This is a genomic window from Paenibacillus melissococcoides, from assembly GCA_944800085.1.
GTDB lineage: Bacteria > Bacillota > Bacilli > Paenibacillales > Paenibacillaceae > Paenibacillus_B > Paenibacillus_B melissococcoides.
The window spans coordinates 200,336-225,803 of sequence record CALYLO010000006.1 but is presented as its reverse complement, the minus strand read 5'-3'; the positions used below and the strand labels follow the sequence as shown (position 1 = coordinate 225,803).

Sequence of the window (25,468 nt, the reverse complement as noted above, 5' to 3'; positions counted from 1 at the left end):
CCCCGGACAGGAACCGCCGCCGCCGGGGACTTTAAACATATAGGTTCCGGCATCGGACCGGACACGCCTAAGACAAGTAAGCGCCGTTCAGCGCCCGCTGCACCCGCATGACGCCCTGGGACAGCGCATGACCGCCTCCGATAGCGGCCGCGACCGCTACGGCCTCCATAATTTCCGCATCGCCCGCTCCTTTATGTCTCGCCTCGTTCACATGGTATAACGTGCATACCTCGTTGTTCGCGAACAAGCCGATCCCAAGCGCTATCAGCTGCTTCGTCTTCGCATCCAGCGCCCCGTCGGCGAAGCAAGCGCCCGTAAACGCATGATAAGCCTGCGCGACTTCCGGCAAGGTCGATTCCAGCTCGGAAATCTCATTCTTATAAGCTTGCACTTTGTTATCCATTTCGGACATAATCGCTCCTTCTCTGCCGCCCCCGTCCGATGCAACGATCTCCTGCTCAGGGGCAGCGGCCAATCTGCTTCGTTCCCTAGGATAACCAGGACAAGCCGGCTTCATCCCTCCGGCTGATCGGGTGGACGATTCAACAGCAATCGGGATTCCCGCTTCAGCTTCTTGTACGCATGGATGAACGAAGCGGGATTATCGCGGACAAAATACGTCTCCACCCCGCGATGAGTATGCAAATACAGAAAGCCAATCGCATCCGAACCGCCATGCTTGCGATGGCAGGAAATATCATAGATCTGCGACATGGCAATCCGCTTATCCCGGATTCGGACCTCATGCGCATGCAGCTCGATATGGAACGAGGTCTCCGTTATGCGTTCCTCGTTGGAATCAATGGTCCTCGTAATCTCGATGCATGTCTGTACCGCCAATACGCTCACCGCTGCACCCCCTTGATCTGAAGAAAAGCTTTTCCCTTTCCGAACATTATAAAGGAAAAACAGGGGCGTTCGCCAATTCGCTGCCTCCTGCATCGAATACAAAAATTTTATTTTTTTGTGAACCGAAACCTCTCTTCCGCCGTCTATACTAAAGGATGAAATTACCTATTGGAAAAGGAGGCCCTGCAATGTGTTGACCAAACAGAATATGGAGCAGTTAGTCCTGCTCGCCCAGCGGGGCGACGCGGATGCTTTCAGCAGGCTGATACTCGCCTATGAGAGCGGTCTGTATCGCTTGGCCCGTTCATATCTGAAGCGGCAGGAGGATTGCGCAGATGCGGTCCAGGAAACGGTATTCAAATCGTTCAGAGCGATACGCACCTTGAAAGAACCGGCTTACTTCAAGACTTGGCTGTTCCGGATTCTTGTGCATGAATGCTGCCAACTGCTGCGAGAACGCAAGCGGAATCCGCTCGCGAAGCCGGCGGAATGGGATGCGGCCGAGGCTGGAGATTCCTTCGAAGCCATTGAACTGAGGGAAGCGGTAACGTATCTGGAGCATGATCTGCGTAAAGTTATTCAGCTTTACTATTATAAAGATATGACGATTCGGCAAATAGCCAAGGCGGCGGGCGTCCCGGAGGGGACCGTGAAATCCCGGCTGCACCGGGCTCGCGAGCTGTTGGCGGAAATATTAGAATCCCCTGAAGAAAGGAACGTGGACGATGACCCGACAGTAAGCTCGGAGCTGGGTTACAGCAACCTTGCTCCGCTGCCTTGCGTCCCGCGGAAGCGAATCAGAATCAACGAGCTGCTTTTCCTTCCCGCAGAGGCAGATTTCATCATATTTTTCTCAAAAAGAAATTGTAACCGCGGTATCAAGCACCCCTCCTGAGGAAAATGTCCAATTCGCGGTGAGCAGGTCAAAAACGACCGTTCCACTGCCCCGAAGCTAACCGCCGACAAGGCGATTGCGCTCGCTGCCGAATCGCGGAGCGTCTATTGGCATGCGGAAAACGGCGGCAAGCTGCCGGAAGGCCCTCTTGCTACGTTCGAACTGAACGGAACGCACTATTTTTACTTGGGCAAGGATATCGGAACTCCGGAGAAGTATGTCGCTTACCTGAGCAAGGCCTTTACGAAAGAGACGGCTCAGGCCTTTTTGACAAAGCGCCTGGACTCCAAGTATCTGGTGAAGCGTAACGGGCGGCTGGCTAAAGTAGACGCCGATAAAGGCAGCCTGGCCGAATGGAAAATGGCCAAAGCATGGCTGGTCAAGGAAACGTCGACGGAGAAGCAATTTAAGTTCTATGTTCCGATTGGAGAAAATTACGATTGCGAAACGTATAAGCTCACCTTCCGTTACATCAAGGGCGCCGGCTGGCGAATCGCGGACGATCCGGAAACGGAACCGGTCGGCCGGTGTCCGGTGCCGGGAGCGAAGACGATCGATGCGGCTTCCATTCGCACCCAAGCGAAGCTCGGCATGAAATACGACGAAGTGAACGCGCTTTTCGGCGCCCCGCACGACAACCTCACCAGCGCCAAAGACGATCGCGATGTCTGGCGGTATGATATTACCCAGCGCGACGACTACCGATTCCGTGCCGAATCCGATGACGTCGATCTGGAAGGAATCAAGAAAGGCAAGATTGACATTCAATTGTTCATCACCTGGTCCGAGGAAGGGGCAATCGCGGGCTGCACGTTCTACTACAAAGATAAGAACGGCAAGGTATGCGAAGAACGGCTGCAAGCCGGCGGCAATTGGCAACAGACCGTTATCCAGTAGCGGAAAGCGGCAATAAAAAAAGCAGTTCTCCCCTTACTTCCGGTAAGAGCGAGAACTGCTTCGCCGCCTGTCCGCTTACAATTTCGGAGCGAGCTCCGCGGCCTGGCGAATCGCTTCCATCAAGCTTTTCTCATCCGCGGCGCCTGTTCCGGCTATGTCGAAGGCCGTGCCGTGATCTACGCTGGTGCGGATAATCGGCAATCCGACCGTAATATTGACGCCTGCGTCCAGCCCCAACACTTTGACAGGCCCATGCCCCTGATCATGATACATGGCCACGACGATGTCGAAGTCGCCGCGCACCGCCCGGAAAAATAACGTATCGGCCGGCAGCAGATCGAGATCCAGCATATGAACCGTTCCATGGCGGAACTGGGTCTGCCCGAGTTCGTCTGCGGCGATACTTTCGATCGCGAGATCGCTGTTTACAAATTCCCGGGCACGCTCTAGTATTTTATACTTCATCTCAGACCAGTATAATACAATTTTTTATCGTATGGAGCATCGAAAAACGTTATGACGTGTAACAAGAATGGGGCAAATAACCAAAAAGGCTCGTAGCTCGCCCCAAAAAAACACGATTCCGCTTCATCCACCATAAAAATCATATCCACGTAAAACCATTGACCGTCTCCTTTGCACATGTAATTACATGTGTTCTGATATAATCAGAAGGAGGTAAACATGGTCAACCTTAATTATCAATCTCCTTAAATCCAATGGTTGGGTAGGTTGTGTTCCATCCGGGGGCGAACCGGACGAAGGCGGTTATACCGTAACGTTCCCCGACTTGCCTGGTTGCATTTCCGAGGGCGATACCCTCGACGAAGCCTTGCATATGGGGAACGATGCCCTTGGTGGACATCTCTACTTGATGGAAGAGGATAAGGACGATATCCCGCTCCCAACCAAGCCGGATGCAATTCAATTAGAAGCCGGTGAATTTGTGACTCTCATCCAAGCAAATACTGAGTTCGTCCGCGAGCGCATCCGCAATAAAGCCATTAATAAGACACTTACAATTCCAAAATGGCTAAACGATGCTGCAGCTGAAGAAGGGATTAACTTTTCCCAAACGCTTCAGGATGCATTGAAACAGAAACTTGGTGTTAAAGGGGGTGTCCCAAAAGTAGTATTTCACTACTGTGAGACAGTCCCCCCTTGATTCTCAAAGCTCGACTCGCCGAAAAACTGCAAAAATTCACTTTTCCTTTATGACGCGTACTCCGTTACAGGGAATCCTGCAAAACGGCATCAATTTCTGACTATCCAATCGATAAAAGACAAAAATCGTTGGAAATAATGTACTTTTACCACTAGCCTTGCACCAAACCTGACATGAAAAATATATTTCTCATTAATTACTTTTTCTTCAATTTATTGATCGATTATATCTGGTAACTCATAAAAAAATCTCCTAATGTTGAAGGATAGGCATGTTACCCATTCCCTCACCAAAAGGAGAAAAGACCATGGGTAATATACCAGATCAGACCGTCATTTGTAAATGCCTAAATTTGATTCAGCTCTCGGACGACGAATTCCCAATCTTCAATTATCGACGAAAGTTTACACTCGTGAGAGCGATCAAACTACTCATTGATGCTCAATTGAATAAACGCACGGACCTCGAAGATATCTGCAACGCGTTGCGTGCGAACGAACAGCTGCAGCAGGCGATCCACTTGAAATCCATTAGCGCTTCCCAACTCGTACGTACACTCAGAGCGTTGCCTTTACCGGTGTTGCAGCAGCTATGGATTCAAGTGACACAACGTTTGCAACAACTTTATCCGAAGCAGGGTATCCCCGGCATCGGGAAACTGAGCATTGTCGATTCAACGGTACTTACACTCCCTGATGTCGCTGGAAAATGGGCCTACTGCTCCAAACACAGCAACGGGGTAAAGATCCACACCAAACTTGCTGTTTGCGACCCGGATACCGTCTATCCCGAAAACATTGTTTGTTCCACACGAGGCGTTGCTGACAGCGAAGTGGCTTTGGATCTGGTGATCGATAAAGATGCCATTCATGTTTTGGATCGCGGGTACATCACATATGGTCACTATAAGCAGTGGCTGGATGATAATCTACGCTTCGTGGCACGCATTAAGAAAAGCAACAAGACGGCGATCATCTGCGAGCACGAGATCGATGAAACGACGCCTGTGGTGCGTGATGCTGACGTGATCGTGAGCTACAAGGATGAAGAAGGCCATGTGATAGAAGCCCAGCTCCGGTTAGTGGAGTATACCGATGAGAAGAACCGCCAGTACCGTGTGCTTACGAATGTCTGGGATAAGTCCGCAGCCCAAATCTGCGAGATTTATCGGCGCCGCTGGATGATTGAATTATTCTTTAAATGGATGAAGCAACATATGAGCTTAGTCCATTTGTACAGTTTCCATCCAGAGGCAGTATGGAACCAGATTTTTTTAGCCTTCATCGCATATGGTTTAGTCATGTTGGTCCGGAAGGAGGCTGACACCACTCAAACGCTATGGTCATTTCTAAAGCTGCTTCGGGTCTATATGAATAAAACGTGGGATCAATTTTTGATGGCACTGCACCGCAAACCAACCAAGCACTCGAAGGGCAGGCGGAAGAAACGAAAGGGTGGTCGACCACGAAAACACCCAAAGCAATGTAAGACCGTTAAAGTGGTGATTAAATAGGTAATAATGGCATATTAACATTTGATGGTAACATGTTCCTATGGTTTAGTAGGAGATCGACTTTTGGCTTTGCTAGGAAAAAAGAAACTGTAAATATATATAAATAATGATTATTAGTTCCGTATCTGGAGTTTAAAGTCTTCTTCATGTCAGGTTCTATGCAACGCTAGTGTACTTTTACAGGAATATCATCAAATAGCGGCTGAAAGAACAGAAATTGCTGCATCCACGCAGCATTTCACTGCTTCATCCATCCTCCGCCGTTTTTCCCGCATCCACATTCTCTGTTAACTTGTCACCTCCATCATTTTGCAATGCCTATGAGACACTCCCTTTTTTTGTCCCAACTAAATAAACCCACTCGTTAGAACGACCTAATTATATCTGGCTAATTCAAAGGGAGGAGATGACGGAGAAGTGTCATTTAAGTGAATTACAATTCTGGTGTACTGCAGAAAAAAATAAAAAAAACCCTTATGCGACAAGGGTTTCAACGATTGATATGTATGGTGCGGTCAAGAGGACTCGAACCTCCACGGGTGTTACCCCACTAGAACCTGAATCTAGCGCGTCTGCCAATTCCGCCATGACCGCATATTTAGTATCTTACATTTCGTAATTTAATTTTCTTAGCGACAAGAAATATAATATCATGCATCGGGAAATGCGTCAACACTTTTTCGAAAAAAATTAAATTCCATTTACAACCGCTCCACATGGCCTACAGACTGATGCTTTGCGTGTTTCGGACAAAGAAAGGTCTGTCAAGCAGAATGACCACCACAGAAATGATGGCCGCTGTCGGGAAATTGAAGGTCCATTCTTGGAGGGGATACTTCTATTTCGATAGAAAAATTTTGAACATTTTTTTCGGTTCCAGGGAGTGGCATCTATACAGAAAAAACAAGACTGCCCGGCAATTCGGCAGTCCTTCCCTATCGGTATCCTGTTCAGGCTTCGCCTTCGGATGCATCGGCTATCGGGCCCGAGTTCCATTCCCCAAGCTCCGGCCGCGTCTCGCTGAAGGGTTGAATCCAGTAGCTTCGGCTCAGCTTCACGATGCGCCGGTTGCGCTTGCGAATCATCACCTCGTCCTCGCTCCAGGCGACGACGATGCCGATAACATCATTTGCTTCGAGCATGTCCCGCACGATGCGCACCTTCGTGCCCTCCTGGCGGAAGCGATCAAGCATCATCTCGTCCATCATGGCCGCATCTCCTTTCTCGTATCTACCGCATCCATCGCGTCTGGCACCTGCTGCAATAGGGAACAAGGCCTGCCGGCTGACGCTGACAGGCCTTGCTTCCTTCGTCACGTGATGGTTATCCGCCGACATGCTCTCTGGAATCGTTCGTCTCGAACCAATAATCCAGCACTTTCGCTGACATGACGCGCTTTTGTATATATTCGACTTGCTGCGGGGTGAATTGCTCCTGCCAAGCCACCTGCAGCTGTTCGCAAAGTTTGACGATAGTCAGTAGTTCAGACCAGGCCACGTAACGTTTGTACCAGAAAAATTGAGGGTGTTCAATCATATAGGGGTACAAATCATCGAACTCCGTATGCTTACAATCGAGAGCCCGTTCAAAATGAACCTTGGCTTCCGACACCTTCTCCTGCAAAAAACGAGCTGTTGGTTGATCAATCATCTTCGTCGCCCCCTCTCACCAACTTATCTTTATTATATGCCAAACAGGTGAATGGAGAAAAGCAGGCAATTTCATACAACGACTGCAACTTCTTGGAGCGAGTTCCGTCTATATTAGTAAGAGTGTCCAAAGTCCCGCTCTTCTTAGTTACAAGTAACCTGTTACGGTACAGATGAAAACCGATCCTATATCTATTGTCATACCCGCCGCGAGGCGGCGAAGGAGGAACCTCACCGATGACCCGTGCCCCGATAACCCGAATGCTGCATATCGTTGCAGCCACTGTCGCTCTTGGCGCTCTTCTGTCTGGCTGTACGACCCAGGCCGGCAGCGTGCCGCCGTCCAACCCGAAGACTCCGTATACGGCCAAGCCAGGCCCGGAGGAAGAGACTCCGGCTCCCGGCAAGGATAAGACGGGAGAACGCACCGAGATCGCTTCGAACAAGGATACTTCCGGTTCCGCCGCCGACGCGGCCGAGGAAGCCGAATTCAACCGGAAGCAGCCGAAGCTGAAGGGAATCGGTCTGAGCGATTCCGAGGAGCAGGTGCGGCAGCTCTGGGGGACGCCCGTCTCCCAATTCGTGATGGATGACGAGGAGCCGATTCATGTGCTGGAATATGACGGATTTTCGTTCGGCTGTCACGATGATGAAAAGGTTGTCTTTGTCGAGGTGTCGGGCGACGGCTTGTCCACCGGCATCAAGGGACTGCATATCGGGGGCAAAAGCGATGCCGCCGTGAAGGCTCTCGGCAAGCCCGATCAAGATACCGGCTATGCCTGGAGCTACCAAGCGGCCAGTGCCCTGCTTCGGCTTGATCTCGATCCGAAATCAGGCAAGATTCAATCCGTCAAGCTGTTCCCGATGGAAGAGAACCCGGCGAAGGCTTAATTGGCCGGCTTGATCATAGAACGCCTTGAATCCGCTGCGGATCAAGGCGTTTGTTTTGGCCGGACGCGGCGCCGGATAAGGACATACGCGAGCGAGCCGATGAGCAAGAGCATCGCTGCCAAGCCCGCCACATAGAGCGTTCCTTTGGTATGAATCCATAGAACGGCCGCTTCCCAATGAACTCCGACGAAATGCCCTATCGTCAAAAACGTAGCGACCCAAATCAGCGCGCCCGTTCCGGCGGCAAAAAAATAAAGAGACCAATTCATCCGTGCCATTCCGGCCAGATAACAGGTCAAGTGGCGCAGGCCGGGAACAAAATACCCAAAGACGATGGCCCATGGACCGAACCGCTGGAACCAGCGCTCGGTGCGCTCCACCCGGGCAGGCGTCAGCTTCACCCGCTTGCCGTACCGATCCAGCAGCGGCTTCCCGACCCTCCGTCCCACGATGTAGCTGACCGTCATGCCGGTCATGCTCCCGGCAAGGCATACGGCGAAGGCAGGCACGTACCCGAACGGCCCTTCCACCGTCAAGCTGCCGACGAATACCATGATCGTCTCATCCGGGATCGGCAGTCCGACGATGCCAAGCGCAAGCAGAAAAAATAAAGCAATGTACCCGAAACGGGCCAATGCCCATGTAATCTCCAGCAATCAAGGCTCCTCCTCTCAACTCCCCTACTATCTTACCACATTGAGGGAGTCATGTCCGGCCCAAGCTTGTCATACGTATAGTAATGCGAACAAGCTAGCTCATTCCTTCGCAACAAGCTTCGTCGGACAAGGAGGCGCCTAATCGTTGAGACAGTCGCTGCGGATATTACAAATTGCTTTCACATACGTTGGAACCGTCGTCGGAGCCGGATTCGCGACGGGACAGGAAATTTTGCAATTTTTCACCAAATACGGATGGATCGCTTCCTTCACGATCGGAGTGTCCAGCATCATCTTTCTCTTCCTCGGAACGAAGCTGATGCTGATATCCCATCAGATCCAGGCCCGTTCCTATGAAGATGTGAACCACTATTTGTTCGGTTCCCGAATCGGCGGCTGGGTCAGCATTTTCGCGATGATCGTCATTATGTGCGTGAACGGGGTCATGCTCGCCGGCGCGGGTTCCGTCTTCGTTCAGCAATTGAATGTTCACTACCAGACCGGAGTGCTGCTGACGCTCGTATCCGCCTATTTCATCATCAACCGGGGGATGAACGCGATATTGAGCCTCAACTCCCTTGTCGTGCCGACGATGCTCATCTTTACCGTCATCATCGTGACCCACACGCTGCATATGCCGAACGCGGGACGGATTTTCGCCATCACGACGGACAAATCGTGGTATGCCGCATGGACCGCTCCCCTGCTGTACAGCGCGTTCAATCTGGCAATGGCCCAAGCGGTGCTCGTCCCGCTGGGCGCCTCGATGCCGAACAAAAGAATTATACGCATCGGGGGCGCGATCGGGGGCGTCCTTATCGGCGTCCTGCTGCTGGCGGGCCATCTGGCTCTCTCTGTGCATATGCCCGGCATACAGCAGTTCGACATTCCGATGGGGGAGATCGCGCATGCGCTCGGCGTCACCATCCAGCTTATTTATATTCTGCTTATCTTTTCGGAAATTTTCACGACCTTCATCGCCGATCTGTACGGCATTACGCTGCAGCTTCATCAACGGATCGGAGTGCCGAAGAAGCTGATCACGGCGGCCATCATGATCATATGCTATATCATCAGCCAGTTCGGGTTCCGCAATCTGGTCTCGTTCCTGTACCCGTTGTTCGGCATGTTCAGCCTGATATGGCTCTATTTGCTGCTGCGGGCGGCCCACCCCGCGAAGCCCGGGCCCCAACCGCCCTCCGCTCCCTCACCCGCGGCAGGGAGGATCAAGCTGAAGCCGCTGCCGCGCAAAAAATGACACGCGCGCCCAATGCCTAGCAGATTGCAAAGCCAGGCCGCTTCGGGCCTCGCCCGGTATCCGCCGCCGCGTTCCGCGCTTGCGGCGGCTTATCCGATCGGCCCCAGTTCTACAATGCGCACATCCGCCGCCTCATCCCGGAACGCCATGGCCACATGCGGATGGCAGGTCGTCATCACAATCTGATGATTCGACGACAGCCGATGCAGCGCTTGTACGGCCTGTCCCAGCCTCCGGCGGTCATAATTGACGAGAATGTCATCGAGAATAAGAGGAAGGGCCGCCTTATGGGACAGCGCTTCCGCCAAAGCGAAGCGCATGGCCAGATAGAGCTGCTCGGCCGCTCCGCGGCTCAGCAGGGAACTGTCGATCATCCGCCCGTCCGCCCGTTCCACCTCCAGCCGCTTCGTGCCATACGGGGCCGTCACCCGGACATACCGCCCTTCGGTCATCGCCCGCAGATGAGCGGCCGCCCGCTTCAGCACCTCCGGCTGCTTCTCCTGCTCGTACAGCCGCCTCGTCCGCTGAATCAGCGTCCGGGCCAGCGCCAGCACCGCATAACGGGACGCCTGTTCGTCAAGCCTCGCTTCGTTCATCGCCGCCTCGTGATGATGCGCCGCTCCCTCGACCTCGGCCGTGAGCCGCTCATGCTCTTCCTTCAGCCGTCCGCGCTGCTCCTCGCCTTCGCTGATCCGCGCATCCCCCCGCTCCAGTTCCGCTTGCAATTCGGCGGCGCGCCGCTCCAGTTCGGCCTGGTCATAACGGGTCAACAGCTCCTCCAGCGGCGCCCACTGCTCCGGACTTCCGCCGCGGTACACGACCGCCTCGCTCTCCTGCAGCGTCCGCTCCCATTCCTCGCGGCGGGCTTCGGCATTCATCCGCAGGAGGAACTCCGCTTCCTCCTGCGCGCCCGCTTCCGCCAGCAGCCGTTCCTTCCGCTTGCGGGCGTCCTCCGCTTCCCGGGCCGCCGCCCGGCATGCCTCGACGGCCGCTTCATGCCGCTCTACGCCGCGCTCGTATTCCTGCTGCCGCTTCTCTTCCGCTTCCAGCCGTTCCAGCAGCCGGTACAGCTCCCCGATGGAAGCGAAGCGCCGCCGGCCATCCGCTTCATCGAGAACTCCCTGCTCCGAATCTGTTCTCTCCGCTTCCCGGCGCTCGGCCGCCGCGGCCGCTTCGCCGTCTCCTTCGCCAGCTTCCCAGGCGGCCTCCAGCAGCCGGGCGCATTCCTGCTCGACCTCCCCGATCTGGCGCCGCAGGCGGGAGGCTCGCTCCAGCAGCCGTTCCCGCTGGCTCTCCATATCGAGCGCCTGCTCCACCCGGCGGAGATGCTCCAGCGCGCCGGCGGGGCTGAGCGACTCCGGCAGCCCGCGCTCCCGCAGCCAGCCGCGCCAGCGCCCGGCCGCTCCTCTCTCCGCCGCCAGAGCCGCCTCGGCTTCCTCCGCCAAGGCGTCCGCCCGGCGCGCGGCGGCAGCGGCGGCCTCGGCCGCATGCCGGGCGCGCTCGGCGAGCTGCGCTTGCTCGCGCGCCCACTCGGCCGTATCGGCCAGCGCCTGCGCCAGCTCCTGCCGCTCCGCCGCGTCAGGCAGCGCCGCTTCGCCGGTCCCGGGCCAGAGCGGGCCAAGCAGCTCCCGCAGCGCTTCGGCCTGCAGCGCGGCCATGCGTTCGGCCGCGCTGCTCTCATCTACGGGAGCCCGGCCCGCGTGCCCGCTGCGGCTGGCATAGGCCCATGCGAGCGTCCCGGCGAGGCCGACGGCCGCCACCGCTCCCGCGGCCAGCCATTGGCCCGCCGCGAAGCCGAGCAGCGCGGCCAACAGCAGCGCGCCGCCGCCGAAGGCGTACGCGCCGGCCGCGGCCGGGCTGCGGCGCTCCGCGGCGGCCCGAGCTGCCCGGCCCGCCCGGCCGGTTGGCCGCGCCGGAGCGAGAGCCTGCCGCGACGCGAGCGCATCCTGGAGCGCCTGGCCGCGGCGCAGGGCCTCCTCGGCCTGGGCCGGCGCCGGCGCGAAGCCGGTGCCGCGCACGCCGGCCGCCGTGTGCCGCGCCAGCGCGCCCTCCGCTTCGCGGCGTTCGGCCTCGGCCGCGGCCGCCTCGCGGGCCGCCCGCTGCGCCGCGTCGGCGGCCTGGGCCTGGGCCCGGCTGACGGCGTCGGCCTCCGCTTGCGCGGCCCTGGCCTGCTCCGCCTGCGTGAAGCTCGCGTCGCAGGCAAGCAGCCGCTCCGGCGTCCAGCCGGAGTCAGTCTGGCGGGCGAGACGGCGCAGCTCCGCCGCGAGCCGCGCGGCTTCGGCCTCGGTCTCCGCGGCCGTCTCCTGCCAGTGGCGGACCGCGTCCGCCTGCCGGGCCAAGCGGCGCGCCTCGGGCGCAAGCGCCAGCAGCGCCCCCTGCGGACACAGCGCGGCGAGCCGCCGTTCCCACGCGGCCCGCTGCTCCTCCGCGCGGGCGAGCGCCGCCTCCGCTTCGGCGAGCCGGCGCTCGTTCGCCTCCCAGCGGGCGGCGGCGTCCGGCGGCCAAGCGGCGCGCGGGGGCAGCCCCGCGAGCGCTTCGCGCGCCGCGACGAGGCGCACCCATGTCTCGCTGACATGGGCGGCGCGCTCCGTCAAGGCGAGCGCCTCGCGGACGGCGCGGCGCGAAGCGGCAGCCGCTTCAAGGCCCGCGTCCGCTTCCGCCAGCCGCGCTTCCACCTCGGCCAGCCGCGCCGCCTGCGCCTGGCCCTCCCGCCGGGCCCGGTCCGCCCGATCCAGCGCCTGCAGCGTATGTGCCAGCTCCTGCGAGCGGCCGCGCGGCTTATACAGCTTGTCCGCCTCCTGCTGCAGCCACCGTTCGGCCTCGGCGACCTGGCGGCCGCCCCCGAGGCCGGTGTCGTACAGGAAGGCGCCGACCTCGTCACCCTGGAGCGCCTGCAGCTCATGCAGCTCGTCCAGCGTAATCGCGAACAGACACCGGAACAGCTCCCCGTTCAGGCCGCCCAGCAGCTCCGTCTCCAGCGCGGACTGGGTCATCCGGTCCAGGCGGCCGTCCGGCCCCCGGCGGTGGATGACCGTCTGCACGCTGCCGTTCCGCTCCAGACGCTCGATCCGCCATTCCTGTCCGCGATCGTCCTCCACGGCGAGCCGCCCGCCGTAGACGCCGCCTTCCGCGGGCTCGTAACGGCCGGCCGCGCCGCCGCGCTTCGGGAAGCCATACAGCATGCCCCGGAGAAAAGCGGCAAGCGTGCTCTTCCCCGCCTCATTCGGGCCGAGCAGCAGCGTGATCCCGCCGGGCTTCCCCGGCTCGGCCAGCTCAAGCTCCAGATCGCGCAGCTCGCCGAAGCCGTTCACATGGAGATGCAGCAGCCTCATGACGCGTTCCCTCCTTCATGCAGCGCTTCGAGCGCCAGCAGCATCGCTTCCTGCAGCCAATCCGCCTGCGCTTCTTCCGGCTGTTCGGCCAGCCATTGGCGAAGCCGGGGCTGCGCCTGGAAGGCGCGAAGCGCTTCAGCCAGCAGCTCGCCCCGCAGCTCGCTGTCCTGCCGGCTCCGGTCCGCCAGCCGGACCAGATCGCCGAGGAAGCTGTCCGACTCCAGCCAGACGGCCGGATCGAGATCCGGGCGGCACCGCACGCGAACCTCGGCGATCCATACCCCGTCCGTGGAACCGGACCGCTCCATCCGTTCCAGTTCCTGATCGTTGGCCGCAGCCGCCCACTGCTGCTCCAGCGATTGGCGCTGCAGCTCGAGGTAGAGCGCCGTGCGCCCGGCCAGCGTCAGGCGCGCGAAGACGAGCCGGCTGCCGCCCTGCTGGCGCAGCCCGGCCAGCGCCGCGTCCAGCCGTTCCATCACCTGCTGCATATCGGCGAGATCCGCGATATCGACGGCCTCATCGCACCAGCGGACCTGATCGAGCGGCGCGAAGCGCAGCGAGACGTGACGCCGATCGTCCACCTCGACGACGTAAGCGCCCTTCGCTCCGGTCTCCTTGACATGCCGTCCCTGCGTATTTCCGGGATAGACGATGTACGGGGAGGCATGGAGCACCTCCCGGAGGTGAATATGGCCGAGCGCCCAATAATCGTACCCGGAGGCGATCAGCTCCCGCTTGGAGCACGGCGCATACGGATCATGGCCCGGCCGCCCGTCGACCGTCCCGTGCAGCATGCCGATGCGGAACAAGCGCGCTCGTTCCGCCAAGCCGGCCGCCTCTTCGGCGGCCAGCGCCTTCTCCGGCTCGGACGGATAACGGGCGGCCAGATTGTCCCGCACCGCGGACTCGCCGTAAGACATCCCGGCGATCACCGCGAGCGGAGTCCCGTCGGCGCCGCGGGCCAAGGCCGCGCCGGGCGTCCCGGTGCCGAAGACGGTCACGTTGTCCGGCCACGACCACTGCACGCCATCATGGAGCGGATCGTGATTGCCGTGAATCAGATAGACCGCGATCCGGTGCCGGGCCAGCCGTTCCATTCCCCGCTGGAGACGCCATTGGGCCTTGAGCGACCGATCCTTCCCGTCATACAGGTCGCCGCTGACGACGACGAACGCGGCCTGCTCCTGTATCGCCAGATCCACGAGCGCGTCCCACGCGGCGAAGGTCGATTCGACGGCGCGCGAGCGCAGCGGCGCCGGAAGCTCCTTCAAGCCCCGGAACGGGCTGTCCACATGCAGGTCTGCCGCATGTATGAAGCGAAACGCATTCAACTTCCTCTCTCCCCTCTGATCATGCGCGAACGCCCGGCAGATGAGCGCCGGGCGTTCGCATGGCTGAATGGACATTCTCCGGCCGGCGAAGTCAATCGGCCGTGACGCGGAAGCGAAGATAGATTCGCTTCAACTCGTTCACGACGCCGCTCAGCGAGTAATCCTGCTTCGCCTTCGTCCAGGCCGTCCGGGACAGCTCATAGCGGAACGCCGGGTCCGTCATGACCCGCTCCAGCGCCGCGGCGAGCGCGTCCGGATCGTTGACCGGCACGAGCAGCCCGTTCACCCCGTCGGTGATCTGCTCGGCGATGCCGCCGACATTCGTTCCCACCAAGGCCAGCCCGCACAGCGCCGCCTCCGCGAACACCGAGCCGAACGCCTCCGCGCGGGAGGGCAGCACGAAGATGTCCGAGAATGGCATGAACTCCTCCGGATGGAGCATATAGCCATAAAATATCGTCTCGTCATAGATGCCCAGCTCCTGAGCGAGACGCTCCAGATCCTCGCGGATCGGCCCGTCGCCGATAATGTGAAGCACATAAGGACGGCCGCGCCGCTTCAGCTCGGCGCAAGCCCGGAGCAGCACGTCGAGCCCCTTCGCCGGGACAAGCCGGCATACGACAATGAGCTGGGGCACCTCATTCTCATGGGCAATCGGCCGGAACCGCTTCTCGTCGAAGCCGTTCGGCAGCACCTCGATCCGCTCCGGGCGCGCGACATAGGGCGCAAGATCATGCCGAAACGAATTCGATACCGTCATCATCAGATCGACATGCGCTTCCAGTTCCCCATACAGAGAGGTCAAGAAGCGGAACTCCGGTCCGTCCGGCTCGATTTTGCCGTTCAGAAGCAGCTCCCGCTCATAGCTGGAATGAACCGTCAGGATGACCGGCGTCTCGGGGAAGAGCCGCTTCATCACCCAGCCGGCAATCGGATGATGGGCATGGATGAGATCATAGGAGGAGGTGATCCGCCGTCTCGTCCACCATATGTAATCGCGGATCGTCTGAATATATTTGACCACGATCGGAGAATCGCGATACAAGGTCCAGTCGAAGGTCGTGAATACGATCTCCTCCTGCCCCTTGCCCCGCAGCCGCTTGGGCAGCGAGAACAGCTCCATCTCCCATCGGGGGAGCTGGAACCGGTCTTGTATATAAGGAACCATGGAGGACACGCCTCCCGGCTGTTCCGGCGGGAAAAACAACGCCTGCAATATTTTCATGCCAGCCTCCTTCATGTTGCTTTCGCTTTTCGATGTCTACCATTTATGATATATTAGAACATATGTTTCAGTAAAGACTACCAAATGGAGCTATCGATTGCGATGAACCGGCTTGTTACCCCAGAGTTCTCCGGCAGCACCGCCGTCGCGGTGACATCGGCGTGTATGATGTATATTGTGTTCATTATGCTTTTGATGACCGTTCGCCTCTATTCCAGGCAGCGCTCCGGAGCTTATATTCTATTCATCGCGGCCTTGCTGCTCATCGCGTTCGAGCGGACATTGGATCTTACCGATTATGAATGGTTTCCCGGATGGTTCGATCAGTATGGCATAGGAAGAACTGCCCTGCAAGCGTTTTCTTTTTTGCTGATGAATCTGGCGGTGCTGCGGCTGTACAAGCGCAGCAACCGGAGAATGCGGATGTACGCGCTGACCGCTCTGCTGCTGCTCTCGGGCGCCGCCGCCCTCTCCCTCATCCTGGCGGAGCAGTATGGAATGTCCGCCAAGCCGTCGTGGCCGCTCATAGTCTATCATATGACGTTCACCGTATTCTGTTATTTCTGGATTGGCCCCCGTGCGGGACAGCGGGTGAAGTATGCGTTCACCCTGCTCGTCAATTTTTTAATGAACCTGTCGTCCGGCGTGAACTCGCTATATTTCGGCGGAATGAACAAGCTCCTGTTCTACCTGGAGCACGGGCTTCCGCTCGTTTATTTTACGCTCATGTTCTTCATTCTGTTCGAGCGCGTGGTCGAGCATCTGCAGCGGACGTACCGCTCCTCGATTACCGATGGGCTGACCCAATTGTACAACCGCCGCTACCTTTTCAAGGCGATGCAGAGCTATGTGCAGAAGGAGGCCGCCGTTTCGCTTGTTTTCTGCGACATCGACAATTTCAAGCGCTTGAACGATACGCAGGGGCATGACAAGGCCGATGAGGAGCTGAAGCGGGTCTCCGCGATCATTCGGGAGGAAGTGGAGGAATCCGGCATTCCGGGGCGCTTCGGAGGCGAGGAGCTGGTGGCGCTGATCGCCGATCCGCATGCCCGCACGGATCAGTTAGCCGAGAATATCCGCCGGAGAGTGGAGGCGGAGACAAGCGTCAGCGTCGGCCACAGCACGCTGCGCAGCGGAATGACGCCCGGGGAACTGGTCAGAGAGGCGGATCAGGCGATGTACCACTCGAAGACGACAGGCAAGAATAAAGTGACCGATTATGAGACCATCGGCAGCCCCCGCCGGCGCAAGCGCGCTTCCGCGGCTGGCGGCCGCTGAGCAGAAGCGCCCCTGCCGGAACGGATTCCGGCAGGGGCGCTGTTCGTTTCTCACTGCACGTCGCGCTTCTGGAAGAAGAAGAACGAGACGGCGAGCAGCACAACAAAGTAGATGGCGTACATCATAAGGCTAAAGCCTATCGTCGCCCCTTCATAAGGCAACTGGCCTTCCCCGAAATAAGGTCCCCAGTTCAAATGAGGGAACACCAGCCATTTGTACCACACCTTCTCATGGAGCATCATCGAGACCGTTCCGCCAAGCATCTGGACAATGAGCGGCAGCGCGATGGACAAGCCCAGACTTCGGGTCAGCACCGCAATCATGAATGCCAGCGTGAGCTGAAAGGCCGCTTCCGAATAACCAAGGAAGAGCGACACGACCGAATCCATCAAGGTGGTATTCTCTGCGGATAGATTGAACAGCGCGGCCCCGATACCCAATCCAAGCAGCAAAATGACCATATAAGCCGCGAACAGCACGAGGAGCGCACTCACCCATTTCGAGGCCAGGACAAGCGCGCGGCTGGCCGGCCGGATTAACAGCTGCTTGATCGTGCCGTCCTTGAATTCGTCCGTGATCGTCTGCGCCGCGACAATGATGATGAAGATTGTGGTCAGCGGCCGGGCGACGAACACAAAGGTATTGGCAAATTCCAAATAAGGCATGGCTCCGTCCTTGAACACGAAAAACCGGATGACAACGCCGAGCAGCAACGCCATCAACGCGAGAAAAATATAATAATACGGGGCTTGCCGCTTGCTGTTCGTCTTCATCCATTCATTTTGGACGAGCGAGAAAAAATAACTCATTCGATCCGGCCTCCTTTCGTCATCGTCAGGAAGGTATCTTCCAGCGTCGGCGCCGAGGTCCGGACCTCATAGATCGCGATGCCCGCGTGGACAAGCTTCTCGACGACCTTGGGAATCTCATTCCGCATGACGTTCACGGTAATGCCGGATCGAGATTCGTCCCGGGCCGCCGGCCAATCCGCCGCAGCGACCGCCTGCAGCGCTTCCTCCGCCCGGTCCACCTCCAGATAGATCGTGGCTGGCCGCGCTTCCGCCGCGTCCACGGACAGATTCAGCTCCCGCTCCCCGACGAATTTGCCGTTCTGGATGATGACGACCCGATCGCACATCAATTCGATTTCCGAGAGCAGATGGCTCGAGACAAGTATCGAGATTTTCTCCTCGCGCGCCAACCGGCGCAAATAGTCGCGGAGCTGCCGGATGCCCGCCGGATCGAGCCCGTTCGTAGGCTCGTCCAGAATCAGAATCGAAGGATCGTGAAGCAACGCCTGCGCGATGCCGAGCCGCTGCCGCATCCCCAACGAGTAGTTCTTCACCTTTTTGTCGATCGCATTTTCGAGCTCGACGAGCCGCACGATTTCCTCGATCCGCTCCTCGCTGATCGATTTGCCGCTCAAGCGGGCGAAATGAAGCAGGTTTTTGCGCCCGCTCATAAATTTGTACAGCTCCGGATTTTCGACGACCGCCCCGACATGGGTCATCGCTTTGGCCCGGTCGGTGCGGATGTCATGACCTTCAATCCGGATTCGTCCCGACGTCATGGACATCAGTCCGACGATCATGCGGATCGTCGTCGTCTTGCCTGCGCCGTTCGGACCGAGAAAGCCATAGACTTCCCCGCGCCGCACGCGGAACGACAAATTATCGATAATCGTTTTTCCCCGAATTTTCTTGGTAACTCCTTCCAATTCTACAACGGTATCATCAGTGCCTTGCATCGAATCTCACTCCTTCCATAATACAGCTGCTCATGTTGCTGTATCCCTCTGACTTACTTTACCGGATTCTCTCCTTCATTCCAACTGCAGAATCCGATTTTCCCGATTGGCTATCGCAGAAGACATCTATTACGTACGCAGTATCGGCCAAATCGTTTCGAATTCATTGTTAAAGAACAAAGGGTGCGCTGCACCCGTTTCTATTACACAGTTAGCTTTAATTAAGTATAAAATAAGGAAATACTTTCAAGATTTATGATATTTAACCCAGTTTTTCCAGTAATTATAAGTCTACGAACTGGTTCACTGTTAACCCGCCACCAGAAGAAAAAGCCCTATGCCCGATTCGAAAAGCTCAACAATGAATTTTTTTTGACACACGCGCAGAGGAGAGTGAGTATATATATTATTATATATATTTGAGTTATTTATTGGTATTTTATTCTTTGTTGTTGGCATTATTTCTACTTTTCCTCCTCCAAAAATGCCATGGCTAATTCGAATAATAATTTTATGCATTGGTATTGCCTTTATCGTGCATTCAGTAATTGGTATGCTCGACTTGATTTTCTAACCTCAAATCATTTCCATTAAAAATCTATTTTTTAGCTTCAATGATCTCTGGAAATTGAAAAAATTTAATTTGGAGGTTTTAAGATGTTTAAGAAAGCGCTTTCTTTATTCTTGGTAACTTTGATGCTTGGATTAACTTTTTAACTCATCTTCCATATTATCTGCGGCTGAAAGAGAAACTAAAGAGGAGACAGTACAAATCGTACGAAGTTATATTAAAAATAATGTGAGTCAATTAAATGCTATGATGTCATCTGTACAATATCAAAAGTTAAAACTAAAGGATATTGAATCTATTATCGATAACTATTTTTCCCATAATCCTGCACCTCAAAAGCTCATTGATGTAAATACTCTAACAATTGATGACATCTTCCCGGTCAATGATACGATAGATACTACTCCAAGAAATGTGCTACATTTCGAGGAACTCGCTTCTTATGTTGCCAATAACTCGTCTGGAAATGGGGATTCAATTTATAAGTTTCCTAATGACAATGGTGTAGTTACTGTATATATTGCTGATACTGGTGAGGTAATGATTTGGGACCTAAGCAGTGTTCCCGTTAAGGAAATTCTGAAAGACATTTTTGGGGTTCTACTCTGGTCTTAAAAAAGAAAGCTGAAGGCAAGGAGCGCACAGTTAGAGTAGAAAACTATTCATATCCAGAAGTATATACTCGAGTTTATTTTGAATCCCAATTTGGTATTCGATGGGCTGGTATTACCATGAATTCTGGTACGGTTGAGGCATACGTTGGTGGAACATTTGCAGGAAATGTTTATGGCGGGGTTAAAGAAAGTTAGAGTTCAGTTTTAATTTCTACTTACAGCGTTACAGAGCTAACTCTCCGTAGGGCTAGGTTCAGGGTGATCGTTGTATAAGATCGATAGAGGAAGCGTGGTATACCGCTCATTTCCTTTTCGGGGAATGAGCGGCTTTTTATTGCCAGGGATGACGGCGTTGGGTAATAATAATGACGTACAACCGCATAATCACCAAACACTTTTTCGAAATCTATTTTATCATACAAGGAGTTAATGCGATGTCGATATCACTGCCTGATGAATTGCCTCTGGCCTATCAAGAAAGGATGAAGCGCCAATTCGAAGCGAACGGCGAACCGCTCGGGCCCTTCCTCGACAGCTACAAGGAACCCCGGACCTACGGCCTGCGCGTGCAGCCCGGGAAATGGAGCCGGCATGAGACGGCCCGCCGGAACGCGGCAGCCCTCTTCGGCCTGGAGCCTGTCCCATGGTGCCCCGAAGGATATTACTATGAGGAATCCTCCCGCCCCGGGAAGCATCCTTACCATCATGCCGGTTTGTATTATATTCAGGAGCCTTCCGCGATGTCTTCCGCCGAGCTGCTCGATCCGCAGCCGGGCGAGCTCGTGCTGGATCTGGCCGCGGCTCCGGGAGGCAAGGCGACGCAGATCGCCGGGCGGATGAAGGGCGAGGGACTGCTTATCGCCAACGAGATCCATCCGCAGCGAGCCAAAATATTGGCCGAAAATATGGAACGGATGGGCATCGTCAACTGCATCGTCACCCAGGCGGATCCGCATGCGTTGGCCGAGCGCTTCCCTTCCCGCTTCGACCGCATTATGCTGGATGCGCCCTGCTCGGGAGAAGGAATGTTCCGCAAAGATCCGGAGGCGGTCAAGGAATGGTCGCCCGAGCATGTGGAGGCTTGCGCCGCCCGCCAGCGCGATATTATTCGGGCGGCTGTCCGCATGCTTCGCCCGGGAGGAAGCCTTGTCTATTCGACATGCACCTTCAATCGCGAGGAGAACGAGGACATCATCGCTCACTGGCTGGAGACGTATCCCGAATTCGAGCTGGTGCGAATGGAACGGCTGTGGCCGCACCGCCATCGGGGGGAAGGGCATTTCGTCGCGCTGTTGAAGAAATCCTCTTCTGCGCCAGACGCGACAGACGCCGCGAACGGTTCCGCATCGGCGCAATCCGGGCGCCGCGGCGGCAGCCGCAAGGGCAAGGGGGCTTCCGGAGCGAATGCGGCGGCGGCCGCGTTCCGGCAGTACGCCGAATGGGCCCGCGAGCATCTGCCCGGTCTGGAGCTTCCGCCGGGAAGGCCGCTGCTGTTCGGGGACGAGCTGTACTACGTCCCCGATACGCATCCTGGAGCGCGGGCGCTGCTTGACGACGCTTCCGCATTCTCCGGGCTGCGCCTGCACCGCCTCGGCCTTCATCTCGCTCATTTGCGGAAGAACCGACTCGAGCCGGCCCATGCGCTGGCGATGGCCTGCACCGCAGCTGATCAGGCCGCGCTCCGCTTCGACGCCGCCGCGGACGATCCGCGCATAGCCGCTTATCTGCGCGGCGAACCGATCGCGCCGAACCCGGACCAAGCCGCCGCCAAGGGCTGGACCCTCGTCGCCATCGACGGCCTGCCGATTGGCTGGGGCAAAGCGTCCGACGGCATGATCAAAAACCATCTGCCGAAAGGCCTTCGTGCTCTCGGTTAGCAAGGGGCTTTCGGACGTTGTGTGTCATGCTGGGGATGAGCCTGGATTCTTTTCTCCGGCAACATAATAACGTCCAAGTGATTTTTCGGCACTCCATTTGGACTTGTCTCTTGGCAGAAAAATTGTAGAAAAAAATGGATGTAACACGTTCTGATCGGAGTCCCAAGTTTCGATTCGGTAAATGGACAATCTCCACTCTTCGTAAAAAAGGGGGCCAACAGCCTGAAAACTGTACAATTTCCCTGGAAACACTCTGGAAACGTCTATTCGGCAAGTGAAATCCGCATAACTGCTGCATGATATCTCCAGACACGCCGATTCGGTAAGCACAATCCTGCAAAAATACAGCAATTCGATAGGGACAACGGCAGCAGAAAAGGAATCCTGCACAACTGCAGCAATTTCACTCGTTTCCCTTCGACTTGGAGCAAAAGGGCCTAAAATGATGTAGATTTGCAGCATTTTCCTGGGATGCGAACTCTTTGAGCCGAAAATCCTGTAAAAAAGCAGCAATTTCCTCCACACGTTCAAGCCCCAGGAGGCGATGATGCCTTCAGGAGGCGATGATCCCTCCAGGAGGCGATGATGCCCCCGAGGAGCGTCGCAGTCTCTTGGAGCCTATAAATCATCCAACGCAGTCTTTTGGAGCCCGTAAATCGGGCCGTTGAGACAGTCTATGTTTGTCTCCATATTCTAGGCTGACCAAAAACAGAAACAAGGCCGAAGACCCGCTTCTACCTTAAAAATTTCAAAAAAACCGCTGACCTTGCAGATTCAAATGCTCCCCCGGGAGCCTTGCCTCTGCAAGGTTAACGGTTACCCCTGATCGTTGGATGCGCAATCCACGATCATTTCATCAATCATCTCATTATGGAACATCATCGTCAGATGGAGCCACTGCACCTGCTTATCCTTCGCCAATTGACAGACGAGCTCCTGGCCGATGCAGGCCCGGTCCGCCCCCGTTCCCGGCACGCGAAAATCGATATACCCGGACATTTCCGGCCCGTCGGTGCTGATCGTCGCCTCTCCGACGGGCAGAGAGCCGTTCTGATCGCGGTAAATATCGTAGAGCAGCGCGCTGCCGTGATCCCGTGCCAAAATCACGTGAATCCGATCATCCGCCCCTTCTGTCCCGTTTTCCACGTCCGGAGCATGCTCCAGCCTGTCCATCGGCCCGGTGCCGAGGGGCCTCGCTTGCCGCCCCGGGGCCTCCGCCCGGTATTCCGCGACGTCATCGTCATTCGTGACGATACGCTGCACTTGTCCCGTCACGAACACGACCTCCAGATCGGCGACGCCCAATGCCTCCGCCGTATGCCGGACATAGCGCTCCACCTGTTCCTCGATCGCGCTCCGATGCCGCGCCAGGACGTCGCTTTCGTCCATGACGAAGATCCCTTGAAGCCGTTCCCGCTCCCGATACAGCCAGATGAACTCCCCTGCGTACGCGCCGTTGAACAGCACATCCTGCGATTCCCCGCTTGCCGTTCGGAAGTCAGGGCGAAATTGAATCATCTGCGTGTCCTCCCTTGCCATTTCCGGTAAATCCGGTACTCCTATAAGGTTGCCCGTTCCTTACCGTTACATTCCCCGGGACGCCCCGGATATTCGTCCAATCGAAGCCGGATTCCGCTGCATAATCTGTGGATGTCGGAACAAGAGGGACACCGTCCACGGCGGGGCATCCATCCCGCTGTTCCGCTTCATCTCGAACAAGGGAGGAATGCTTCCATGGGTGCAGGATTCGGGCATTTCACATCGACAGGCGTCATTCTCGTATTGTTCATTTTGCTGGTCATCGTATCCCGGGCGTTCATCTACTAGATGACCGGCAGGAACAAGCAAGGCGGGGGTACCCCCGCCTCGTTCCGCGTTACCTGTCCATTGCGGACGCCTATCGCGCTCCCGCATCCAGACAGTGCTTGACAAGCGCATTATGCACGCCGTCTTCATTGTTCGATGCCGTAACTTCCTGTGCGGCGGCCTTCACCTCAATCGGCGAATTATCCATCGCGATGCCCATCCCCGCAAATTGAATCATCGACAGATCATTATAGTAATTGCCGATGGCGAGCACCTGCTCCGGGGCGATGCCGCGAAGCTCCGCCAGCTTCGCCAGCGCGCTGCCCTTGGATGCATCCTGATGCATAATATCGATGAAATAATCGCCGGAGCGGATATAGTGCAATTGATGCTCCCACAGGCCCAATTCCGCCTCCACCCGATCCATCTCTTCTTTTTGCCCGCTTAACGTCATTTTGACCGGCGCGTCCTCCAACGCGTCCCAGCTTGGAAGCTGCTTCGGCTCGACAAAGAACTGAGCGTACAGATCCAGCGTCTCCGGCGCCATTCCCGCTAGATCATCCACATACAGATCGAACACCGTATTAATATTGAAATGAACGCCTTGCTCGCGGCAATATTGAACATACGGCTCCAGCTCATGCGGCGGAATATCGAACCGGTGCAGAATGCGACGGCCTTGCGATGCGACGGTCGCCGCTCCGTTATGCGTAATGACAACCCCTTCCAGCCCCAGCTCGTCCAAATAAGGCAGCGTGCTCTGCGGGGCGCGCCCGGTGCAGAGCACAATCTCCGCTCCTTGGTCGGCTACGCTCCGTATCGTAGCGGCCGTCCGACCCGTAATCGCGTGTTCGTCATTCAACAGCGTCCCGTCCATATCCAAGGCAATCATTCGGTAATTCATAGGCCTTCTCTCTCCCCTTTTGTCGGTTCTATCCCTCATTGTGTCCCGAGTTCAGCCGTTCTATCTCTTCCGGACTGCATTCGCGCCATTGTCCGGGCTCCAGCTGCGGGTCCAGCTCCAGCGTTCCCATTGTAAGACGCTTCAAATAGACGACCTTCTTGCCGACCGCGGCGAACATCCGCTTCACCTGATGGAATTTACCCTCCGTTATCGTCAGCTCGATTTCCGACACGACGCTCCCTTCCCCATCCGGCCGGTGGCCGAGAATGTTCAGCCGCGCCGGAGCCGTCACATAGCCGTCATCCAGCGTGACGCCCGCGGCGAAGCTGGCGCCGTCCTCTGCGGTTACTTCGCCCGCCACCTGAGCGAAGTAGGTCTTCGGAACATGCTTCTTCGGAGACAGCAGCTGATGGGCCAGTTGCCCATCGTTGCTGATCAGAAGCAAGCCTTCCGTATCTTTATCCAGCCTGCCGACCGGGAACGGCTCGAAATGCCGCAGCGCCGCCGGAAGCAGATCCAGCACCGTCCGCTCGCGCGTATCCTCCGTCGCGGAAATAACCCCCTGCGGCTTGTTCATCATTACGTAAATATATTCGCGATACATTACGATCTCATCGTCCAGCCGGACGACATCCTGTTCCGGATCGACCTGTTGGCCGCTATCCTTCACGCTCTTGCCGTTGACGGATATCCGCCCCGCCTTGGCCCATTTTCTGATATCCGATCGGGAACCGCGGCCCATATGCGCGAGCAGCTTGTCGATCCGCATCATTTTGCCCATGACGACAGGGTCACCTCCTCTGCCTCTCACCGTTCTTGTCCCTGCGGGTGCGCATGGCCTGATACAGAACATGTCCTTATCAGCATACCATGTTGACGCCCGTTTTGGAAAAGGATCGGGTGGAGGGTTGCTTCCGCTCTTCTCGTCTATCCGGAGAACAGACTTACATTATTGTCATGTATGCCCGCAAAGAAGAAACTTTATTGTACAATATTCGTATGAAAATATT

Annotated in this window: 23 protein-coding genes, 1 tRNA gene and 1 pseudogene; 10 read left to right on the top strand and 15 right to left on the bottom strand. The window is 56.6% G+C overall.

The window, feature by feature from the left end:
- Nucleotides 1-67: 67 nt before the first annotated feature.
- Both OCY70_RS21385 and OCY70_RS21380 read right to left on the bottom strand, forming a co-directional pair.
- A complete protein-coding gene (locus tag OCY70_RS21385) occupies nucleotides 68-412 on the bottom strand; it encodes a carboxymuconolactone decarboxylase family protein (RefSeq protein ID WP_213430886.1) in 345 nt (114 codons plus the stop codon).
- 101 nt (nucleotides 413-513) lie between these two features.
- Entirely contained in the window at nucleotides 514-849 is a 336-nt protein-coding gene (locus OCY70_RS21380; protein WP_213430887.1) for a hypothetical protein, read from the bottom strand.
- A 190-nt stretch (nucleotides 850-1,039) separates the two neighbouring features.
- Here OCY70_RS21380 and OCY70_RS21375 point away from each other — a divergent pair, with 190 nt between their 5' ends.
- Nucleotides 1,040-1,744 (top strand): sigma-70 family RNA polymerase sigma factor, encoded by a 705-nt coding sequence (locus tag OCY70_RS21375; protein WP_249725589.1) that lies wholly within the window; start codon nucleotides 1,040-1,042, stop codon nucleotides 1,742-1,744.
- A 12-nt stretch (nucleotides 1,745-1,756) separates the two neighbouring features.
- Complete coding sequence (locus tag OCY70_RS21370) at nucleotides 1,757-2,641, top strand: IseA DL-endopeptidase inhibitor family protein (RefSeq protein ID WP_213430891.1); 885 nt, start codon at nucleotides 1,757-1,759, stop codon at nucleotides 2,639-2,641.
- 75 nt (nucleotides 2,642-2,716) lie between these two features.
- Here OCY70_RS21370 and OCY70_RS21365 read toward each other — a convergent pair.
- Nucleotides 2,717-2,974 (bottom strand): annotated as a pseudogene (locus tag OCY70_RS21365) (4-hydroxythreonine-4-phosphate dehydrogenase PdxA); the annotation flags it as partial.
- 457 nt (nucleotides 2,975-3,431) lie between these two features.
- On the opposite strand from OCY70_RS21365, the gene OCY70_RS21360 reads away from it, so the two are divergent.
- A complete protein-coding gene (locus OCY70_RS21360) occupies nucleotides 3,432-3,806 on the top strand; it encodes a type II toxin-antitoxin system HicB family antitoxin (RefSeq protein WP_249725590.1) in 375 nt (124 codons plus the stop codon).
- 307 nt (nucleotides 3,807-4,113) lie between these two features.
- On the top strand, nucleotides 4,114-5,319 hold the full coding sequence (locus tag OCY70_RS21355) for an IS4 family transposase (RefSeq protein WP_261944490.1): 1,206 nt from the start codon (nucleotides 4,114-4,116) through the stop codon (nucleotides 5,317-5,319).
- A gap of 507 nt (nucleotides 5,320-5,826) precedes the next feature.
- On the opposite strand, the gene OCY70_RS21350 is transcribed toward OCY70_RS21355, so the two are convergent.
- The 3 genes from OCY70_RS21350 to OCY70_RS21340 form a co-directional block, all read right to left on the bottom strand.
- A tRNA-Leu gene (locus tag OCY70_RS21350) sits at nucleotides 5,827-5,913 on the bottom strand.
- 356 nt (nucleotides 5,914-6,269) lie between these two features.
- Nucleotides 6,270-6,527: a hypothetical protein gene (locus OCY70_RS21345; RefSeq protein WP_261945162.1), complete on the bottom strand. Its 258-nt coding sequence runs from the start codon at nucleotides 6,525-6,527 to the stop codon at nucleotides 6,270-6,272.
- A 115-nt stretch (nucleotides 6,528-6,642) separates the two neighbouring features.
- Nucleotides 6,643-6,969, bottom strand: a complete 327-nt coding sequence (locus OCY70_RS21340; protein WP_006679571.1) for a hypothetical protein — start codon at nucleotides 6,967-6,969, stop codon at nucleotides 6,643-6,645.
- Between the two features lie 236 nt (nucleotides 6,970-7,205).
- Here OCY70_RS21340 and OCY70_RS21335 point away from each other — a divergent pair, with 236 nt between their 5' ends.
- Nucleotides 7,206-7,859: a DNA uptake lipoprotein gene (locus OCY70_RS21335; protein ID WP_213429851.1), complete on the top strand. Its 654-nt coding sequence runs from the start codon at nucleotides 7,206-7,208 to the stop codon at nucleotides 7,857-7,859.
- 41 nt (nucleotides 7,860-7,900) lie between these two features.
- Here OCY70_RS21335 and OCY70_RS21330 read toward each other — a convergent pair whose 3' ends face one another.
- Nucleotides 7,901-8,515, bottom strand: coding sequence for a DedA family protein (locus tag OCY70_RS21330; protein ID WP_213429852.1), 615 nt, complete (start codon nucleotides 8,513-8,515; stop codon nucleotides 7,901-7,903).
- 145 nt (nucleotides 8,516-8,660) lie between these two features.
- On the opposite strand from OCY70_RS21330, the gene OCY70_RS21325 reads away from it, so the two are divergent.
- Entirely contained in the window at nucleotides 8,661-9,773 is a 1,113-nt protein-coding gene (locus OCY70_RS21325) for a YkvI family membrane protein (RefSeq protein WP_213429853.1), read from the top strand.
- A gap of 89 nt (nucleotides 9,774-9,862) precedes the next feature.
- On the opposite strand, the gene OCY70_RS21320 is transcribed toward OCY70_RS21325, so the two are convergent.
- The 3 genes from OCY70_RS21320 to OCY70_RS21310 form a co-directional block, all read right to left on the bottom strand.
- Nucleotides 9,863-13,105 (bottom strand): AAA family ATPase, encoded by a 3,243-nt coding sequence (locus OCY70_RS21320; protein WP_213429854.1) that lies wholly within the window; start codon nucleotides 13,103-13,105, stop codon nucleotides 9,863-9,865.
- On the bottom strand, nucleotides 13,102-14,436 hold the full coding sequence (locus tag OCY70_RS21315; protein ID WP_261945161.1) for a metallophosphoesterase family protein: 1,335 nt from the start codon (nucleotides 14,434-14,436) through the stop codon (nucleotides 13,102-13,104). The genes OCY70_RS21320 and OCY70_RS21315 overlap by 4 nt, the downstream gene beginning before the upstream one ends.
- Before the next feature lie 91 nt (nucleotides 14,437-14,527).
- Complete coding sequence (locus tag OCY70_RS21310) at nucleotides 14,528-15,661, bottom strand: glycosyltransferase family 4 protein (protein ID WP_213429856.1); 1,134 nt, start codon at nucleotides 15,659-15,661, stop codon at nucleotides 14,528-14,530.
- A 102-nt stretch (nucleotides 15,662-15,763) separates the two neighbouring features.
- On the opposite strand from OCY70_RS21310, the gene OCY70_RS21305 reads away from it, so the two are divergent.
- A complete protein-coding gene (locus OCY70_RS21305; RefSeq protein WP_261948794.1) occupies nucleotides 15,764-16,939 on the top strand; it encodes a GGDEF domain-containing protein in 1,176 nt (391 codons plus the stop codon).
- A gap of 50 nt (nucleotides 16,940-16,989) precedes the next feature.
- On the opposite strand, the gene OCY70_RS21300 is transcribed toward OCY70_RS21305, so the two are convergent.
- Nucleotides 16,990-17,748: an ABC transporter permease gene (locus tag OCY70_RS21300; RefSeq protein ID WP_213429858.1), complete on the bottom strand. Its 759-nt coding sequence runs from the start codon at nucleotides 17,746-17,748 to the stop codon at nucleotides 16,990-16,992.
- Entirely contained in the window at nucleotides 17,745-18,686 is a 942-nt protein-coding gene (locus OCY70_RS21295; protein ID WP_213429859.1) for an ABC transporter ATP-binding protein, read from the bottom strand. The genes OCY70_RS21300 and OCY70_RS21295 overlap by 4 nt, the downstream gene beginning before the upstream one ends.
- An 817-nt stretch (nucleotides 18,687-19,503) precedes the next feature.
- On the opposite strand from OCY70_RS21295, the gene OCY70_RS21290 reads away from it, so the two are divergent.
- Nucleotides 19,504-19,872 (top strand): hypothetical protein, encoded by a 369-nt coding sequence (locus OCY70_RS21290; RefSeq protein ID WP_213429860.1) that lies wholly within the window; start codon nucleotides 19,504-19,506, stop codon nucleotides 19,870-19,872.
- A gap of 433 nt (nucleotides 19,873-20,305) precedes the next feature.
- Nucleotides 20,306-21,748, top strand: coding sequence for an RsmB/NOP family class I SAM-dependent RNA methyltransferase (locus OCY70_RS21285; RefSeq protein ID WP_213429861.1), 1,443 nt, complete (start codon nucleotides 20,306-20,308; stop codon nucleotides 21,746-21,748).
- An 816-nt stretch (nucleotides 21,749-22,564) separates the two neighbouring features.
- On the opposite strand, the gene OCY70_RS21280 is transcribed toward OCY70_RS21285, so the two are convergent.
- Nucleotides 22,565-23,266 (bottom strand): hypothetical protein, encoded by a 702-nt coding sequence (locus OCY70_RS21280; RefSeq protein ID WP_261945160.1) that lies wholly within the window; start codon nucleotides 23,264-23,266, stop codon nucleotides 22,565-22,567.
- A gap of 216 nt (nucleotides 23,267-23,482) precedes the next feature.
- On the opposite strand from OCY70_RS21280, the gene OCY70_RS21275 reads away from it, so the two are divergent.
- Nucleotides 23,483-23,575 carry a YjcZ family sporulation protein gene (locus OCY70_RS21275; protein WP_213429863.1) on the top strand — a complete coding sequence of 31 codons (93 nt, stop codon included), beginning with the start codon at nucleotides 23,483-23,485 and terminating at the stop codon, nucleotides 23,573-23,575.
- A 70-nt stretch (nucleotides 23,576-23,645) separates the two neighbouring features.
- Here the strand turns inward: OCY70_RS21275 and OCY70_RS21270 are convergent, their stop codons facing one another.
- Nucleotides 23,646-24,458, bottom strand: a complete 813-nt coding sequence (locus tag OCY70_RS21270) for a Cof-type HAD-IIB family hydrolase (protein ID WP_261945159.1) — start codon at nucleotides 24,456-24,458, stop codon at nucleotides 23,646-23,648.
- Between the two features lie 28 nt (nucleotides 24,459-24,486).
- Entirely contained in the window at nucleotides 24,487-25,239 is a 753-nt protein-coding gene (locus OCY70_RS21265) for a pseudouridine synthase (RefSeq protein ID WP_213429865.1), read from the bottom strand.
- Nucleotides 25,240-25,468 lie beyond the last annotated feature (229 nt).

Coding starts and splice junctions, on each gene's coding strand:
- OCY70_RS21385 (WP_213430886.1), bottom strand. CDS start 412: ATGTCCGAAATGGATAACAAAGTGCAAGCTTATAAGAATGAGATTTCC.
- OCY70_RS21355 (WP_261944490.1), top strand. CDS start 4,114: ATGGGTAATATACCAGATCAGACCGTCATTTGTAAATGCCTAAATTTG.
- OCY70_RS21345 (WP_261945162.1), bottom strand. CDS start 6,527: ATGATGGACGAGATGATGCTTGATCGCTTCCGCCAGGAGGGCACGAAG.
- OCY70_RS21340 (WP_006679571.1), bottom strand. CDS start 6,969: ATGATTGATCAACCAACAGCTCGTTTTTTGCAGGAGAAGGTGTCGGAA.
- OCY70_RS21335 (WP_213429851.1), top strand. CDS start 7,206: ATGACCCGTGCCCCGATAACCCGAATGCTGCATATCGTTGCAGCCACT.
- OCY70_RS21320 (WP_213429854.1), bottom strand. CDS start 13,105: ATGAGGCTGCTGCATCTCCATGTGAACGGCTTCGGCGAGCTGCGCGAT.
- OCY70_RS21310 (WP_213429856.1), bottom strand. CDS start 15,661: ATGAAAATATTGCAGGCGTTGTTTTTCCCGCCGGAACAGCCGGGAGGC.
- OCY70_RS21305 (WP_261948794.1), top strand. CDS start 15,764: ATGAACCGGCTTGTTACCCCAGAGTTCTCCGGCAGCACCGCCGTCGCG.
- OCY70_RS21300 (WP_213429858.1), bottom strand. CDS start 17,748: ATGAGTTATTTTTTCTCGCTCGTCCAAAATGAATGGATGAAGACGAAC.
- OCY70_RS21295 (WP_213429859.1), bottom strand. CDS start 18,686: ATGCAAGGCACTGATGATACCGTTGTAGAATTGGAAGGAGTTACCAAG.
- OCY70_RS21290 (WP_213429860.1), top strand. CDS start 19,504: ATGATGTCATCTGTACAATATCAAAAGTTAAAACTAAAGGATATTGAA.
- OCY70_RS21285 (WP_213429861.1), top strand. CDS start 20,306: ATGTCGATATCACTGCCTGATGAATTGCCTCTGGCCTATCAAGAAAGG.
- OCY70_RS21280 (WP_261945160.1), bottom strand. CDS start 23,266: ATGATTCAATTTCGCCCTGACTTCCGAACGGCAAGCGGGGAATCGCAG.
- OCY70_RS21275 (WP_213429863.1), top strand. CDS start 23,483: ATGGGTGCAGGATTCGGGCATTTCACATCGACAGGCGTCATTCTCGTA.
- OCY70_RS21270 (WP_261945159.1), bottom strand. CDS start 24,458: ATGAATTACCGAATGATTGCCTTGGATATGGACGGGACGCTGTTGAAT.
- OCY70_RS21265 (WP_213429865.1), bottom strand. CDS start 25,239: ATGGGCAAAATGATGCGGATCGACAAGCTGCTCGCGCATATGGGCCGC.